Source organism: Nocardia sp. NPDC088792 (genome assembly GCF_044750615.1).
Classification (GTDB): Bacteria; Actinomycetota; Actinomycetes; order Mycobacteriales; family Mycobacteriaceae; genus Nocardia.
Genome location: NZ_JBIVKC010000001.1, coordinates 1,646,137 through 1,661,599 on the forward strand (window position 1 = coordinate 1,646,137; position 15,463 = coordinate 1,661,599).

General features: G+C 68.3%; 13 protein-coding genes. 8 read left to right on the forward strand and 5 right to left on the reverse strand.

What is annotated here, in order from left to right; translation table 11 throughout:
• Nucleotides 1-20 precede the first annotated feature (20 nt).
• The 3 genes from fadD11 (at nt 21) to ACIP5Y_RS08010 (ending at nt 3,407) form a co-directional block, all read left to right on the forward strand.
• Nucleotides 21-1,835 carry a fatty acid--CoA ligase FadD11 gene (gene fadD11 / locus ACIP5Y_RS08000; protein WP_400348601.1) on the forward strand — a complete coding sequence of 605 codons (1,815 nt, stop codon included), beginning with the start codon at nt 21-23 and terminating at the stop codon, nt 1,833-1,835.
• A 29-nt stretch (nt 1,836-1,864) separates the two neighbouring features.
• Complete coding sequence (locus ACIP5Y_RS08005) at nt 1,865-2,455, forward strand: phosphoribosylanthranilate isomerase (RefSeq protein WP_400348602.1); 591 nt, start codon at nt 1,865-1,867, stop codon at nt 2,453-2,455.
• A gap of 160 nt (nt 2,456-2,615) precedes the next feature.
• The gene (locus tag ACIP5Y_RS08010) at nt 2,616-3,407 is read left to right on the forward strand and encodes a hypothetical protein (protein ID WP_400348603.1); all 792 of its coding nucleotides are present in this window, start codon (nt 2,616-2,618) and stop codon (nt 3,405-3,407) included.
• Here the strand turns inward: ACIP5Y_RS08010 and ACIP5Y_RS08015 are convergent.
• The 3 genes from ACIP5Y_RS08015 to ACIP5Y_RS08025 form a co-directional block, all read right to left on the reverse strand.
• Nucleotides 3,388-4,842 carry a dynamin family protein gene (locus ACIP5Y_RS08015; protein WP_400348605.1) on the reverse strand — a complete coding sequence of 485 codons (1,455 nt, stop codon included), beginning with the start codon at nt 4,840-4,842 and terminating at the stop codon, nt 3,388-3,390. The two genes, ACIP5Y_RS08010 and ACIP5Y_RS08015, sit on opposite strands and share 20 nt — an antisense overlap.
• On the reverse strand, nt 4,842-6,605 hold the full coding sequence (locus tag ACIP5Y_RS08020) for a dynamin family protein (RefSeq protein ID WP_400348607.1): 1,764 nt from the start codon (nt 6,603-6,605) through the stop codon (nt 4,842-4,844). The genes ACIP5Y_RS08015 and ACIP5Y_RS08020 overlap by 1 nt, the downstream gene beginning before the upstream one ends.
• Before the next feature lie 85 nt (nt 6,606-6,690).
• Nucleotides 6,691-7,857 (reverse strand): hypothetical protein, encoded by a 1,167-nt coding sequence (locus ACIP5Y_RS08025; protein ID WP_400348608.1) that lies wholly within the window; start codon nt 7,855-7,857, stop codon nt 6,691-6,693.
• A 267-nt stretch (nt 7,858-8,124) separates the two neighbouring features.
• Here ACIP5Y_RS08025 and ACIP5Y_RS08030 point away from each other — a divergent pair, with 267 nt between their 5' ends.
• The 3 genes from ACIP5Y_RS08030 to ACIP5Y_RS08040 all read left to right on the forward strand — a co-directional run bounded on the left by ACIP5Y_RS08030 (nt 8,125) and on the right by ACIP5Y_RS08040 (nt 11,447).
• Nucleotides 8,125-9,357 (forward strand): hypothetical protein, encoded by a 1,233-nt coding sequence (locus ACIP5Y_RS08030; protein ID WP_400348609.1) that lies wholly within the window; start codon nt 8,125-8,127, stop codon nt 9,355-9,357.
• Nucleotides 9,358-9,378: 21 nt separating this feature from the next.
• Complete coding sequence (locus ACIP5Y_RS08035; protein WP_400348610.1) at nt 9,379-9,807, forward strand: hypothetical protein; 429 nt, start codon at nt 9,379-9,381, stop codon at nt 9,805-9,807.
• Nucleotides 9,808-9,929: 122 nt separating this feature from the next.
• Nucleotides 9,930-11,447: an Hsp70 family protein gene (locus ACIP5Y_RS08040; protein WP_400348611.1), complete on the forward strand. Its 1,518-nt coding sequence runs from the start codon at nt 9,930-9,932 to the stop codon at nt 11,445-11,447.
• A gap of 41 nt (nt 11,448-11,488) precedes the next feature.
• Here the strand turns inward: ACIP5Y_RS08040 and pnuC are convergent, their stop codons facing one another.
• Both pnuC and ACIP5Y_RS08050 read right to left on the reverse strand, forming a co-directional pair.
• Nucleotides 11,489-12,217 (reverse strand): nicotinamide riboside transporter PnuC, encoded by a 729-nt coding sequence (gene pnuC, locus ACIP5Y_RS08045; protein ID WP_400348613.1) that lies wholly within the window; start codon nt 12,215-12,217, stop codon nt 11,489-11,491.
• Nucleotides 12,214-12,378: a hypothetical protein gene (locus tag ACIP5Y_RS08050; RefSeq protein WP_400348614.1), complete on the reverse strand. Its 165-nt coding sequence runs from the start codon at nt 12,376-12,378 to the stop codon at nt 12,214-12,216. The genes pnuC and ACIP5Y_RS08050 overlap by 4 nt, the downstream gene beginning before the upstream one ends.
• 82 nt (nt 12,379-12,460) lie before the next feature.
• On the opposite strand from ACIP5Y_RS08050, the gene ACIP5Y_RS08055 reads away from it, so the two are divergent.
• Both ACIP5Y_RS08055 and ACIP5Y_RS08060 read left to right on the forward strand, forming a co-directional pair.
• A complete protein-coding gene (locus tag ACIP5Y_RS08055) occupies nt 12,461-13,852 on the forward strand; it encodes an ammonium transporter (protein WP_400348615.1) in 1,392 nt (463 codons plus the stop codon).
• 79 nt (nt 13,853-13,931) lie between these two features.
• Nucleotides 13,932-15,461, forward strand: a complete 1,530-nt coding sequence (locus tag ACIP5Y_RS08060) for an alpha/beta fold hydrolase (protein WP_400348617.1) — start codon at nt 13,932-13,934, stop codon at nt 15,459-15,461.
• Nucleotides 15,462-15,463: the final 2 nt, after the last annotated feature.

The following is a 15,463-nucleotide window of genomic DNA, read 5'->3' on the forward strand; positions in this document are numbered from 1 at the left end:
AGCTTCGAGGAAATCACCTGATGAACGGCACCGACTTGCCGACCCTGTGCGCGGCCTTCCAGCACACCGCCGCCATCGCCCCGGACGCGGTCGCCCTGCGCACCCCCGGCGACACCGTCACTCTCACCTGGCGCCGATACTCCGAGCAGGTGCGAGACATCGCGGCGGGCCTGGCCGCCCTGGGCATTTCCCCCGGCGACACGATCGCTCTGATGCTGACCAATCGCATCGAGTTCTATCCGATCGATGTTGCCGCACAACACCTCGGCGCGACGGTGTTCTCGGTGTACAACACGCTCGCTCCCGCACAACTCGGCTATGTGCTCGGCAATTCCGGTGCGCGCGTGGTGATCTGCGAAGCTAGCTTCGCCGAGCGGGTGCGCGACAGTGGCGCCGCGATCGACCGATTGATCTGCCTCGACGGCACGCCTGCAGGCACGCTCGGGCTCGACGAGCTGATCGCCGGGGGCGCAGCGGATTTCGATTTCGACGCGGCCTGGCGTGCGGTGCGGCCCGACGATATCGCGACGCTGATCTACACCTCCGGCAGCACCGGCGCGCCCAAGGGTGTGGAGACCACGCACGCCAACCTGATGTTCCAGGCATCCGCCCTCACCGAGGTGCTCGACATCCGCTTCGGCGACCGCATGACGTCCTTCCTGCCGTCGGCGCATATCGCCGATCGCTTCACCGGGCTGTACATCCAGCAGATCTTCGGCACCCAGGTGACGGTGGTGGCGGAACCGAGCGGCATAGCGGCCGCGCTGCCCGACACCCGCCCGACCATCTGGGGTGCGGTGCCACGGGTCTGGGAGAAACTGCGGGCCGCCATCGAATTCGGCGTCGCGCACGAACCCGACCAGGTGAAGCGGATGGCTCTGCGGTGGGCCATGGGCGTGGTGAAACAGCGGGCGGCGCTCGAGTTGGCCGGTGGGACCATGCCTGCGGGATTGGCCGCGGAGTGGGCCCGCGCGGATGAACTCGTCCTGGTGAAACTGCGTGAGCGGGCCGGGCTCGATCAGGTGCGCTGGGCCCTGTCCGGCGCGGCCCCGACCCCGCCCGCCACCTTGGCGTTCTTCACCGCGCTCGGGGTGCCGATCGCGGAGGCCTGGGGCATGTCGGAATTGAGCTTCATCGGCGCGGTCAGCCATCCGCGGGACCGCCGGCTGGGTTCGGTCGGGAAACTGTTGCCGGGCATGGAATCGACGATCGCCGCGGATGGCGAACTGCTGGTCCGCGGTCCGCTGGTCATGCACGGCTATCGCAGCGACCGCGCGCACACCGCCGAAACCGTCGACGCCCAGGGCTGGCTGCACACCGGCGATGTCTTCACCGAGGACGCGGACGGTCATCTGCGCATAGTCGACCGCAAGAAGGAACTCATCATCAATGCGGCGGGCAAGAACATGTCGCCGACGAGCATCGAAAACGCCGTAGGCGCAACGACTCCGCTCATCGGATCCATTATCGCGATCGGCGACGGCCGGCCCTACAACACCGCGCTCATCGTGCTGGACGCCGATGCCGCCACCGCCCACGCCACCCGCACCGGGCTCGTCCCGGATCCGGTGGTGCTCGCCGTCGACCCGGGTGTCGTCGCCGCGGTCGCCGCCGCGGTGGCCGAAGGCAATTCGACGCTGTCACGGGTCGAGCAGATCAAACGCTTCCACATCCTGCCGACCTTCTGGGAGCCCGGAGGAGAGGAGATCACGCTGACCATGAAATTGCGCCGCAAACCGGTCACGGCGAAATACTCGGCACGGATCGACGAGCTCTACGCGGACCCGCTCGCCCTGCACGTCCACGAACCGGTGATGCCCGTCCCCGTCCCCTGACGCGGAACCGGTCATGACACCCTGTCGGTATGTTCGTGAAGCTGTGCGGCCTGCGCACCGAGCAGGATGTGGCCACCGCCGTCGACGCCGGCGCCGATGCGGTCGGGTTCGTGTTCACCACCAGCCCGCGGCAGGTGCCGATCGAAACCGTCCGGGAGCTGTTGCGGGGCGTGCCGCCCGGCGTGCTGTCCGTCGGTGTCGTACATGGCATTCCCGCGGCCGAGGCGGGTGCGCTGGCCCGCGCGGCCGGGGTGGACGCACTGCAGCTGCACGGCTCGTATCCGCAGTCGGCCTTCGAGGGGTTGGCCGAATTGCGGTTGCTGCGGGCGACCTCGCTCACCGCGGACACGGAGGTGCGGACCGGTGCGTGGGGCGAGGAGTGGCTGCTGCTCGACTCCCCGGTCGCCGGGTCCGGCGCCCGCTGGGATCTCAGCGCACTGCACACCGCGAGGCCGACCGGGCAGTGGCTGCTCGCGGGCGGACTGGCCCCGGACAATGTGGCCGAGGCCATCGAGGCCGCGCGGCCCTGGGGCGTGGACGTTTCCAGTGGAGTCGAATCGACCCGCGGCGTGAAGGACCACGGCCGCATGCGGGAATTCGTCGCCGCGGCACGCGGGTAAGCGATACCGGCCGCACGCGGGTAAGCAATACCACCTGGATATCCGGGGCGGATCGGGCGTCTACTGGAGTGGTCACTTTCCGAAGCCGCTGGGAGCCCCGGATCGGATGAATACCGCTCGGACACGCGATATCGCCAGACGACAAGTGGAAAACATTGTCGTGCAACCGGATCAGCGGCTGCGGCTGACCGCGGAATGCTATCCCGCGCCGCTGGCCGCCTTCGGCCGGGCCGAATCGACCTTTCTGCGTTGGGAACTGAGCCGCGGGGTGCTGGATCCCGATACCGGCAGCCCCTGGTGGCGGGCGATCAACGATCGACTGCTGACCGACAAGCTGGAAGCCCGGCTACTGCACACCGGCGGCGGGTCCGCGTCGACGCCGTCGGCGCAAGCCTGGCTCGAGTTCCTGCGCGCGCCGACCCCGGTCACCTGGTATCGGGCCCACAATCACAGTGTGGTGGCGGGTTACCTCGACAACGAGGCCCTGGTCCACGCCGAACTGGACACCGAACGCTTCCTCATCAACGTGACGCTGGCGCGCGTGCTGTTCACCCATGCGCTGCTCGAGCGGCCCCGGCTCGCGCTCGGCCGCTTCGGCGGGCTGGGCCCGCGCGTGGCCGATCCGCGCGGCGGCTCGGTATCGCTGTTCCTGGACCTGCGCAATGTGTTCCCGCAGCAATATCCGTTGCACGGCACCTCGATAGCGGAGATCCTCGGAGGCGAGGGCCGGACGGCCCGCGTCATCGACTACGGGTTGATCCTCCCGAAAGTCGACGCACTCTATGCCTTCGCGGCGGAGAGCCTCGCCGAACCACGGCTGCCGAGCCTCGTCGACCACGGCGTCTTCCACTACGGGCAGCCGAATGTCGACCTCGCCGAGCAGCCTGCCAACACCATGATCCGGCTGACCAGGGCCGTCACCCGCACCGCGGTCAATTACCCGCGGCGATAATGGTTTCGCAGCTGCGGGCGGCGGCGCGGCACGTAGCCGCGGTCAGCGGATCCAGCAGCGGATTGTCGAGTTGGCCGCGCCAGTGGCGGATTGCCTGCAATGCCACGGCACGGCATTCGGCGCGGCTCGCCTCGGCGGGGAGCCCGAGACGCCGTTGCGGGGCAATGCCTTCCCCACCGAGGATCCGGGCGGCGCGCGCCCGATCCGGCTCGCTCAGCCGGTTGGCGCGAATCGTCGACAGCAGCCGCAGTTCGGCGAACGTGTGCGTATCCGCGAGGCTGCGGGCCACCTGCCGCGACAGTTCCACGGTCGCCGTCGACCGGTAGCGGTTCAGGATGTGCGCCAGCCGCGACAACGCCGAATACGCCCGCAGCTGTTCATTGCGTTCACCGAAGCGAATATTGATGGTGCGGCGCAGATCGCCGAGACCGCTGCGGCGCACCAGCTCGGCCGACAAGGCCGGGGCATCGGCACAGCCCGCTCGAATCATCGAGACCGCCAGGCGAATACCGAACAGGCCGAACGCCTCGACGAGAAGGCGGCGCTCCCCGGCCGGCACCGGTAGCGGGGCCTCGGGGGCGGTGAAGCGCGCCACCGAGATCAGGGCGGCATCCAGCGCGCCCGGCGGCAGCGACGCCAGCGACCGCAAGGCCAGGAACTCGCTCTGCCGCAAGGTCTGACCGCGCAACGCCAGCAGGCCCGATACCGGCAGGAAGCTCTGATGCAGGCCGCGCAGTTCCGGCGCCTCCGCGAGCGCCGCGCTGACCCGGTACGCCGCGTCCAGCGAATCCCCGCGCCCGCCGTCGATCTCATCCGCGCGGGACAGGACGCCGAGCACGCCCAGCGGACCGGCGCCGATGGTCATCTGATGGTGAATGGACTGCAGCAGTTGCACATCGGCGTCCCGCAGGTCGCGCATCAGATAGACGACGGCGTCGGCTTCACACGGGCCGTCCTCGGGCGCCAGCAGGGCGAGGGTGCGTTCGGAGACATCACGCGAGTTCGACGAGGTACCGGGGGTGTCGATGACTGTGTAGTCGTTCAACAGGGACGACGGCCAGCTCACGGTCAGGCGCTCCACCGCATCGGCGGGCACCCCCAGATCCAGGGTGAGATGACCGTCGGTGCGCAGTACCGGAAGCCGGCGCTGCTGCCCGCGCGCGACCAGATCGATGCGCGGCGCGGCCGCCTGCTGGAACCAGGTGACCACCCGGGTGCACTCGGTCGCATCGGTCGGGGCGATCTCATCGCCGATCAAGGCGTTGAGCAGTGTCGACTTACCGGATTTCAGGGTGCCTGCCAACGCCACCCGCAAGGGCTCGTCGAGCCGGCGCTCGCAGGCGGCCAGTTCCGCGGACCACTCGGACCGCGGATCGACCTCCCGGCGCGCGGCATGAATCAGCCGCCGCGCCTCGGCGAGTTCCCGACCTGGCATTACGCGCCTCCCGGAGTGAGGGCCAGCGTCCCGGCCTGTACACGCAGCTCACGCAGCCGATCGGCGGTCGCGGCGAGCTGCCCGATCCGTTCGTTGCGCTGACTGTCGTGCAGATTACCGGCCTCCTGCGCCGCCAGCAGGGCTTCATTGGCCGAACGCAGCATCTCCTCGGCGAGTTCGGTGAAGTGGTCGCGCAGGATGCGCTGCACCTCCCGCAGGCGCTGCTTGGATTCGTCATTGACCTGGAAGACGACCTCGTCCATGAGCCTCGCCACCGCGAGTTTGGCCTCGGCCTTGCGGCGCGCCTTCAGCGACTTGTGATCCTCCCGGAAGGTATTGGCGCCCAGCAGCAATCCGGCACCGATGGACCACGGATTGACCAGCGCCAGTCCGAGCAGGCTGGTGGCCAGGCCCACCATCAGCACACCACCGTAGGAGCCGCGGAGGCTGGTGATGGTGCGCTGGATGACGCCGGCGCGGCCGCTCTCCAGCGCTTCGAGGGTCCCCCACTGCTCGGACACCGTGCCCGCGCCCGAACCTGGCAGGGACGGCAGCCGGGTGCGGCCGTCCTCGGCGAACTTCTCGGCGACCTTGGTGGACAGTTCGATCGAAAGTTTGTGCGCCAGCACGAAATTATCGTTGACCTCCTCCGCGATCCGGTCGTCGAGCCGCTTCGAGAAGGCCTCCCACTGCCGGGCCGGATCGGTCTTCGTGATCTCCTCATCGGTCTCACGGATCAAGGCCCGCAAGCGATTCCGCAGATCGTGATCGACCGCCACGGTCAGTTCGGTGATGCCGTCACCCAGCACGTACTGCCAGTTGGCGGTGCGCTTGCGCAGCGCCTCGGCGGCATCGCGGGCGCCGCGGATCCGCTCGATCAGTTCCGCGCTGCGGGCCGGGTCCTGCAAGGCCATGAGTTCCGAATTCAGGGTCAGCGCAACATGATCGGAGACGACACGGACATCATTGGCGAACGAGTCGCGGACCACCGCATCGGCCCGCGCCACAATGTGGGTGCGGATGAAATCGACCAATTGCGGCATGCCGGACTCGATTTCGAGCGCGGGATCGTCCAACCGGCTCGACATCATGTGCATGGCCGCCGAGACCGGCAGGATGGGCAGACCGAGACCGGCATCGGTGAGGTGCTTGCGATCGGCCTTCTGGATATCGGCCCACCGCACATAACTGTCGATCTTGTTGAGCACGCAGGCGACCATCGGGCACAACTGGTGAATCTGTTGCAGGAAACGGATTTCCGGCGCCGTGTACTCCTGACTGGCATCCGAGACGAACAGCACCGCGTCCGCGGTGGGCAGCAATTCCAGCAGCGCCGTGGCCTGACGGGAATCGGCGCCGGTCACACCGGGCGTATCGATGAGCACGATACCGTCCGCCAGCAGCGGGGCGGGCAGCGTGACCTCGGCCGGCTCGCCCGGCCGGGCAGTGCCGCGGGACCGCGATTCACCGAACTCGATGACGATCGGGCCGTGCCCGGGCCCCCGCCCCTGCGGGCCCGCGGTCGGGCAGACATCCGCCGCGACCAGCGCGTTCACAATGGAACTGATGCCCTTCTTGGATTCGCCGGTGACGACGATGCGCAAGCGGGCATCGGTGATCCGCTGCCGGGCCGACATCAGCCGGTTCGACAGGTCGGCCCGGCCGAGACCATCGGTCACCGACCGCAGCTCGTCCAGCAGTGTGGTCATGGAATCGGTCGCCGCGGTGGCCTTCGCCGCGAAGACCGTGCTGGAGGCGGTCACTTGCTGCTCCTTCGATGCAAGAGTGGATGTTTCGGGGTGGTCCGCCGCGCCGGGGACGGGGCGCGGCGGACCGTTCAGGAGTGGATCAGTGGTGCACGTCGGTGGTCGTCACCGCATGCGAGGTGTCGGTGGCACTGTGCGACAACGTGCTTCCGGCGTCGGACGTCAACCCCGTCGACAAACCGGCCGTGCCTGCCGACAGGCCACTGTGATCGACCGTCCCCGAATCCGTCGTGGTGAGATCCACCGGCTGCGCGGTCGCAGCCGCGACGGAGTGGTCGGGAACCGTCGTCACGGCGGCCGGCGCAGTGGTGACCGGAGCCGCCGCCGGAGCAACGGAACTCGTCACCGCATGCGAGGTATCCGGAGTGGTCACCGGCGCGGCGGCCGGCGCGGGCGCACTACTGGACAACAACGCACCGGCATTCGTACTCGCATGCACATCCGAACCCGCACTGGCCCCCGCACCCGACGTACCGCCCAGATCGGCGGTCGGAGCCGTAGTGGCCGGGGCGGTGGTAGCCACATGCGTGGTCGAACCAGCATCGGCCCCCGGGGATGTTCCCGCACCCAATGTGGCTGCGCCACCAGCGGTAGTCGCACCACCCGCGGTCCCGCCTACGTCCGCCGTCGGCGCGGTAGCGGGCACATGTGTGGTCGAATCCGCGGTCGGCGCGGTAGCCGACACATGCGAGGTCGGATCCGCCGGCAAGCTCGCCGACGGCGCAACCGCACCACCCGCCGAAGGCGCCACCGTGGCAACGCCGCCCGCCGAGGGAGCAACCGTCGTAGCCCCACCGACAGCCGCGGCGGCGCCAGGCGCAGTGGTCAAAGCAGTACCACCCGCCGCAACCGTGCCCGGCACGGCCGAATGCGCAAGCGACCCAGCCGCATCCGCCCCGGCAGTCGTCGAGGCCCCCAGCGAGGCAGTCCCCAACCCACCCAGATCAGCCGTCGGCGCAACCGCCACCGGATGCACCGAACCACTGGTCAGCGCCAGCGAATTCGCCACCGCACCAGGCGCCGGCGCGGCCGCCGCCTTGACCACCGTGTCCGAAATCGGTTGCGCCCCAATATTGGATTGCACTGCCGCAGACACCGGCGTCACCGCCACCGGCGCCACATTGGCCACCGCCACATTCGCGGCAGCCGCATTGGACACAGCGGCATTCGAGGCCGCCACATTCGAAACACCGGCATTGAACCCGCCCGCATTCGAAACGCCCGCGTTCAAACCAGCCCCGTTAGACACGCCCGCATTCAGGCCGGCACCGTTCGAAATGCCCGAATTCAGGCCAACCCCATTGGAAATGCCTGCATTCAGGCCGGCGCCGTTCGAGACACCAGCGTTCAAACCAGCCGCACCGGAGGCACCCGCCCCGGAGGTGAGTCCAACCGAAACCCCTTGCCCCGCATGAATTCCCCCCACACCGGCAGAGCTCAGCCCGGCAGCACCGCCACCAACCCCCGACACCCCGAACGCCCCACCCGACGACAGCGAGGACCCGAACCCCCCGCCATGCGCCCCACTTTCGCCGTCACCGTGCGCCCCCACTCCCACACCAGCGCCGACCTCACCCCCGACATGTCCTCCACCATCCCCATGCCCACCGACACCACCATGCCCACCGGGCTGCCCATGCTCCCCCGAACCACCCGGCTGCCCGTGTTGCCCCGAACCACCGTGGTCACCCTGACCGCCCGGCTGCCCATGCTGACCCGGACCACCGTGCTCGCCAGGCCCACCATGCTGGCCCGGACCACCGGGACCACCGTGCTGGCCAGGTCCGCCATGTTCACCCGGACCCCCATGCTGACCGGGACCACCGTGCTGCCCCGGACCACCATGCTCACCGGGCTGCCCATGCTGACCACCAGGCTGCCCGTGTTGCCCCGAACCACCCGGCTGCCCATGCTGACCCGAACCACCATGGTCACCCTGACCGCCAGGTTGCCCATGCTGACCCGAGCCGCCGTGCTGTCCCGGAGCACCAGGCCCGCCATGCTGACCGGGACCACCATGCTCGCCAGGACCACCGTGTTCGCCCGGACCACCATGCTGACCCGGACCACCATGCTCGCCAGGACCACCGTGTTCGCCCGAACCACCATGCTGACCCGGACCACCATGCTCGCCAGGACCACCGTGCTGGCCGGGGCCGCCGTGTTCGCCGGGACCGCCATGCTGGCCGGGGCCGCCATGGTCACCAGGACCACCGTGTTCGCCCGGGCGACCATGCTGGCCCGGACCGTTGTGCCCGTCGGGGCCACCGTGCTCGCCCGGCCGACCGTGTTCACCTTGGCCGCCGTGCTCGCCGGGACGGCCGCCATTGCCGTGGCGATCTATGCCGCCGGGATTGGGGCGGCCGCCGCGGTCGTGGTCGCCGTTGCCGAAATGGTCGCCGGGACGGTCGTTGCCGCCGATCTCGCCGCGGCCGTGGAGGCCGGCTTCACCACCGAAGCCACCGCGCTCATCGAAACCGCCACGCTCATCGAACCCCGCGTGCTCGTTGAAACCACCGCGCTCGTCGAACCCCGCGTGCTCGCCGAAGCCTCCGCGCTCGCCGAACCCCGCGTGCTCGCCGAAGCCTCCGCGCTCGCCGAAGCCGCCGCGCTCATCGAAGCCTGCGTGCTCGTTGAAGCCTGCGTGCTCGTTGAAGCCTGTGCGGGCGTCGAATTCGCCGCGGTTGTCGAAGTGGGTGTGGTCGTCGAAGCGGGACTGGTCGGCGAAGTGGTCGCGCTGGCCGAATGATTCTCGGCCGCTGAACCTTTCGTGGTCGGCGAAGCGCTCACGGTCGTCGAAGCCGGTCCGGGCTTCGAAGTGCTGGTCCTGGGAGAAGTGGGGTTCGGGGAAGGCGTGGCGGCCGGAGGTCCACTCGCCGCCGGTCTGCTGGAATTCGTGGTCGTTGAGGCCGATGGCGCTGCGATCCTGGTGCGCGACATCGAAACTCGAATTTTCGGAGGAGACGGTAACGGATACCGCCGACTCACCGATGTTTCCGAATTCCGCGACGGGCGCTTCATGAAAAGCGTCGCCGCCAATTCCAATGCCGATCGGTCCGAACTGGGCCGCACCGTTTGTGTCCGCTTCGACAGCCATTTGAGTTTCCTCTCGATACCGGGGCCGCATTTTTCGTGGGCAGGTGAGAAGGAGGCTAGGGCTCGGACCTGGCAAGACGCTCTGAGCGCGCTGTGCCTTTGACGGATGCCGCCGGCAGCGTCCCCGACAGTGAGCGCACAGTCGGGACCCAGCGTCCTCCCAGCCTCGGTCCCTAATATTTCTGCACGAGCAACAGCCTCGAACCCACGGAATGGAGCCACCACATGACAGGGGCGCTGGGAATTGTCATCGGATCCGACGCATTCGTGCACGCGTCGAACGATGAGCGGCGTAGCACCCGCATTCCCGCCGTAATCCGTTTCGATTCCGGTAGCCGCGCATCATTGGGCAGACCGGCCGGCACATTCAATTATTCCGATTCCGATTGCGAATACCGCGATTTCACGACCCGGGTGGGTGACCCGGTCCCGGTCGTCGCCGACAATGGCACTCCCCGCACCGGCGTGCAATTGGTCGCCACCTCGATCGACCTCATGCTGGGAGGCACGGCCGGCGTCGTCGCCCATCCCGTCGTATGGACCGGACAGGCCGTCCTGGAATTGCGGGAAGTACTGTCCCAGCATGAAACTCGCGCCCAGCTCGTCAATGAGGCCGAGGCTGCCTACGCGGCCCTGCGGGCCGGTGACGAGATCGCCGCGGACTCGACGATCCTGCTCTGCAATGCCGGCAAATCGGGGATGGACCTGACCGTGGTGACCGCGACCAGCACCAGTGTCCGCGTCGACCAGCCGGTGCACTGCCACGAATTCGGCGGCGACCTCGTCGATGCCCTGCTCGTCGAGCACGTCCTGGACGAATTGTCCGTTACCCACCCCGGATTCGATGCCGCGGATCGCCGGAACTGGACCGGTCTGCGCGAACTGCGCACCCGGATCGCACAGGCCAAACGTCAGCTGTCGAGCAATGTCTCCGCCGTGATCGAGGTGAATCTGCCCGGTGCGCAAGAGAATCTGCGCCTGGTGCGCTCGGAGCTGGAAGCCCTGATCGCGGAACCGGTATGGCAGGCGGTGCAGCGCATCACCCAGTCCGCCGACGCCGCCATCCGGGCCGGTCACACCATCGACGCGATTGTCCTGATCGGTGGCAGCTCGGCGATCCCGCTGCTCACCGAAAATCTTTCCGCCGCAACCGATATCCCTCTCGTCAACGCCACCGATCCCGGTCACACAGTGGTACGTGGCGCCGCCCTGCTGGCCGCGCGCATGTTCGGCGCCCGCCCGCGCTCCGACGACCGACCCTGGCCCGACGACCGCCCTCGCCCGCGCTCCGACGCCGCCGCCCGCGTCCTGCGTCCCGGGGAATCGGCACCGGCCGCCAGGCCGACGACGGTGTCGCGTCCCAAGCCCCTGGCGCCCCAGCCACAATCGGCGGCTCCGCAGCCGAAGCCTGCGACCTCCCAGCCGAAATCGGCTGTACCCCAGCCGAAGCCCGCCGCTCCGCGCCCGGCGTCAGCGGCGCACCGCCCGTCCTCGGCTCCCGCCCAGCCCACTCCGGCACCGGCCATGGACACCGACCGCGCACGCCCGGGCCGTCGCAAGCCCGTCGTGTGGGGCGTTGCGGCCGCTGCCGCGGTGCTGGCCATCCTCGGCGGCGCGGTGGTCGGCTTCGCGCACACCGACTCGACCGGGCCGCGCCCCGTGGCCACCTCTCAGCAGGTGCCCGCACAACAGGCGCCCGCACAGAATCAGCAGGCGCCCTCGCATTCGGGCGGCCACCACTGACCTTGCGGCCGGTCCTGTCCTCGGGCCGACCCCGGTCGTACCTATAGGCCGCCTTGGTCGTGCGTGATCGCAGCGTTGTTCCCGGTGACCGCGAAACCGTCCCGCCGAGTGCGGTATTCGCGGCGCCAGCGGGTGAACCCCAGCAGCACCAGCAGGAAGAAGACTCCGTAAACCGCCCCCGAGGCATAGAGCCCGGATTTCAGCGCCAGCGGCACACCGACGAGGTCGACCAGCATCCAGATGATCCAGAAGTCCACCAGCGCCCGGCTCTGCGCGAACGTCGCGATGGCGCTGCCGACGAACACGTACGCATTGGCCCACGGCGACCACGCGATATGCAGCCACGAGAGGTGCGCGAACAGTTCCGCCACTCCGACCGTCCCGACCACGAGCAGCGCCAGCAGGGTCAGCCGCTCCCGGCGAGTGCCGGGTCGCACCAGCAGATCCCGGTGGTCCCGGGTGCCGCGCGTCCAGGCCAGCCAGCCGTAGACCGCCAGCACGAGAAACAGCATCTGCTTGAGCGCATTACCTGGCACATGCGCATGCAGCGACGCCGCGAGCAGCAACAGCGCACCGGCCAATTGCACGGGCCAGGTCCACACCGTCTTGCGCATGGCCAGCCACACCACGGCCAGCGAGAGCACGTTCCCGATCGCGTCGGTCCAGAGCACATGCTCTCCGAACAGCTGGAAGGCGGCGTTCACGCCGCGTCCCGCCGATCGGTCGTCCCGAATCCCTCGGATTTCGCAGGCATCCCGGATCTCCTTCACGGCTCATGAATCAGCGCTACCGGCTCGTCGACGAGCGCTGCCGGAGCGTACCCAACTGCAGGCAACAACCACGCCGCCGCCACCGCGTATTCCGCCGGGCCCCGGCGCACGCCGGTGACCTGGGCGAGGTGGGCGTGCAGTGGATCGGGTTCCGAATTCACCGCGCCGAAACACGCGTAGCGCCTGCGCGAAACAGCGGTTCCCGATGCTGTGCGCGAATCCCGACGGATAAGAGGTACGAGTGTGAATTCGGGAGATACCGCATGGGTGCTCGCCAGTGCGGCGCTGGTCATGTTGATGACGCCGGGGCTGGCCTTCTTCTACGGCGGCATGGTGGTCAGCAAGAGCGTGCTGAACATGCTGATGATGAACTTCATCGCGCTGGGGGCGGTGTCGACGCTGTGGCTGCTGTACGGGTACAGCGAGGCCTTCGGCAATGATGCGTTCCAGGGGCTGGTGGGCGGGCTGGGGCATGCGCTGTTGCGCCGGACCCAGGGCACGGTGTCCGGGCCTGCCGGACATCAGATTCCGACCATGGCGTTCGTGATGTTCCAGTTGATGTTCGCCGTCATCACCACCGCCCTGATATCGGGCGCCATTACGGGACGCACCCGCTTCTGGGCTTGGATGGTCTTCATCGTCGCCTGGACGACGGTGGTGTATTTCCCGGTGGCGCATTGGGTTTTCAGCGATAGCGGGTTCACGAATACCGATGCGTCGGGTCACTCCGCCGATGTGGGCGGCTGGATCGTGAACCGGCTGAAGGCGTTCGACTTCGCCGGCGGTACCGCGGTGCATATCAATGCCGGTGCGGCGGCGCTGGCCGTGGCGCTGGTGATCGGCCGGCGGCAGGGCTGGCCGCGCAGTATTCCGCGGCCGCACAATGTGCCGTTCACCCTGCTCGGCGCGTCGCTGCTGTGGTTCGGCTGGTACGGGTTCAATGCGGGATCGGCGCTGACCGCAGGCGATCTCGCGGCGCTGGCCTTCACCAACACCACCATCGCGACCGGGGTGGCGTCGCTGGCGTGGATCATTGTCGAGCAGTTGCGCGACGGTAAGCCCACCACGCTGGGCGCCTGTTCCGGCGCGGTGGCCGGGCTGGTGGCGATCACGCCCGCCTGCGGCTTCGTCGGCACCATCGGCGCGCTGGTGATCGGCATTGCCGCCGGCGTGTGCTGTGCGCTCGCGGTCAGCCTCAAATTCACCTTCGGCTACGACGATTCGCTCGATGTGGTCGGCGTGCATCTGGTCGGCGGCCTGGTCGGGACGCTGCTCATCGGGTTGTTCGCCGATGGCTCGGTGAATCCCGCGGGCGGTAACGGGCTGCTGTACGGCGGTGGCTGGACACAGCTGGAGCGGCAGGCCATCGCGGCCCTGGCGGTCATGAGCTATTCCTTCGCGGCCACCTATGTGCTGAGCTGGATCATCCACCGGCTCATCGGTTTCCGCGTCGAATACGAGGCCGAGGCCACCGGTATCGACGAGGCCGAGCACGCCGAATCCGCCTATGATTTCGGCGTTTCCGGCGCCCTCATGACGGCTCCGACACCCGCGCCACGTACCCCGCCCGCACCCCCGCCGCCGCGGCGGCGTCCGTCGCCGCCCGTGGCCGGCGGCCGGGATCAGCTGTGGTGAATCCGCCGCGAACCACCCTCCACTACCTGCCGGTACCCGGTAACCTTCGCACCCGGAACGTCGACTGCGAGGAGATGCGATGCGTGCGGGGTGGGCTCGGCGGCTCGTTTTCGGTGTGACACTGCTGGCTTCGGCCACGGTGACCGTGCCCGTGGCCACGCGGACCATGCCCGCGATCGCGAACGCCGATGAGCAATCCGGGCTGGATCGGTTCTATCACCAGACCCCGGCCTGGCAACCCTGCAACGATCAGCTGCTGGATCAGGCCGGTGCACAGTGCGCGAATGTGCAAGTGCCGCTGGACTACAGCCGGCCCGACGGGCGCACGATCAATCTGGCCATCTCCCGCATCGCGGCCACCGATCCGGATCACCGGCGCGGCATCCTGCTGACCAATCCCGGCGGTCCCGGCGCCTCCGGACTGCATTACACGGCCATGGTCCAGCCGACCATGTCACCGCAGGTGCGCGCCGAATACGACCTGATCGGCATGGATCCGCGCGGTATCGGCCGCTCCGACAAGGTGAATTGCGCACTGCCGGTGCCCACCATGTTGTTCTCGGCGGGCTTCGACGTGTTCGGTTATGCGCGCGATACCGCGCTGGCGGCCGCGCTGGCCACCGGATGCATTGCGCCGGACGCGGACAAGGCCCGCTACGACACCACCCGCAATACCGCCCGCGATATGGATGTCATCCGCGGCATCTTCGGCGAGCGGAAGCTGAACTACTACGGCGCGTCCTACGGCACCTACCTGGGTGCGGTGTACACGCAGATGTTCCCGGACCGCAGTGATCGAATGGTGCTGGACAGCGCGATCGACCCGGACCGCTACTGGATCGGCATGTACCAGGACATGGGCCCGATCAACGAGTACGCGCTCGACGACTGGGCGGCCTGGGCCGCGAAACACGACGCCGACTACCACTTCGGCGCCACCGCCGCCGATGTCCGCGCCTTCATCGAGGACATGATCCGTAAGGCCGCGGGCCATCCGATCTTCGACGATATGTACCTGGTGGACGAGCACACGGTGCCGATGATGTTGCTGACGCTGCTGGCGAATCCGCAGCAGAACGCGAACCTCGCGACCGTGGTCAGGATGATCTCGGACGGGGTGTCCGGCGGGCCGCTCGATATGGAGACGCTGAAGCGGAAGATCACCATCGCGTCCCCGCTGGAGACCGGCGGCATGGCCTCCGTCATCTGCGGTGACAAGGCCGCGCCGCGCGATCCGGCCTGGTATTACCCGAATATCGAGGCGGCCCGCGCCACCCAGCCGGTGTTCGGCGCCTTCGCCAACAACATCACGGCGTGCGCGTTCTGGCCGGACCCGGTGGAACCGCCCACCGAAGTGCGCAATGCCGTGCCGTCATTGATCCTCGCGACGATCCACGACACCCGCACCGCGTATCAGGAAGGTGTTGCGCTGCACGGTGATCTGACGGGTTCCCGTCTGGTCACCTTGGCGGACACCCGGATTCACGGGGCCTTCCGCAAGGACCTGAGCCCGTGCGTGAACGATGCCGTCAACACCTATCTCGCGGACGGCACGCTGCCCGCCTCGGATATCACCTGCGAACCCGATCCGGGCTTCTTCCCGCAGTGAGG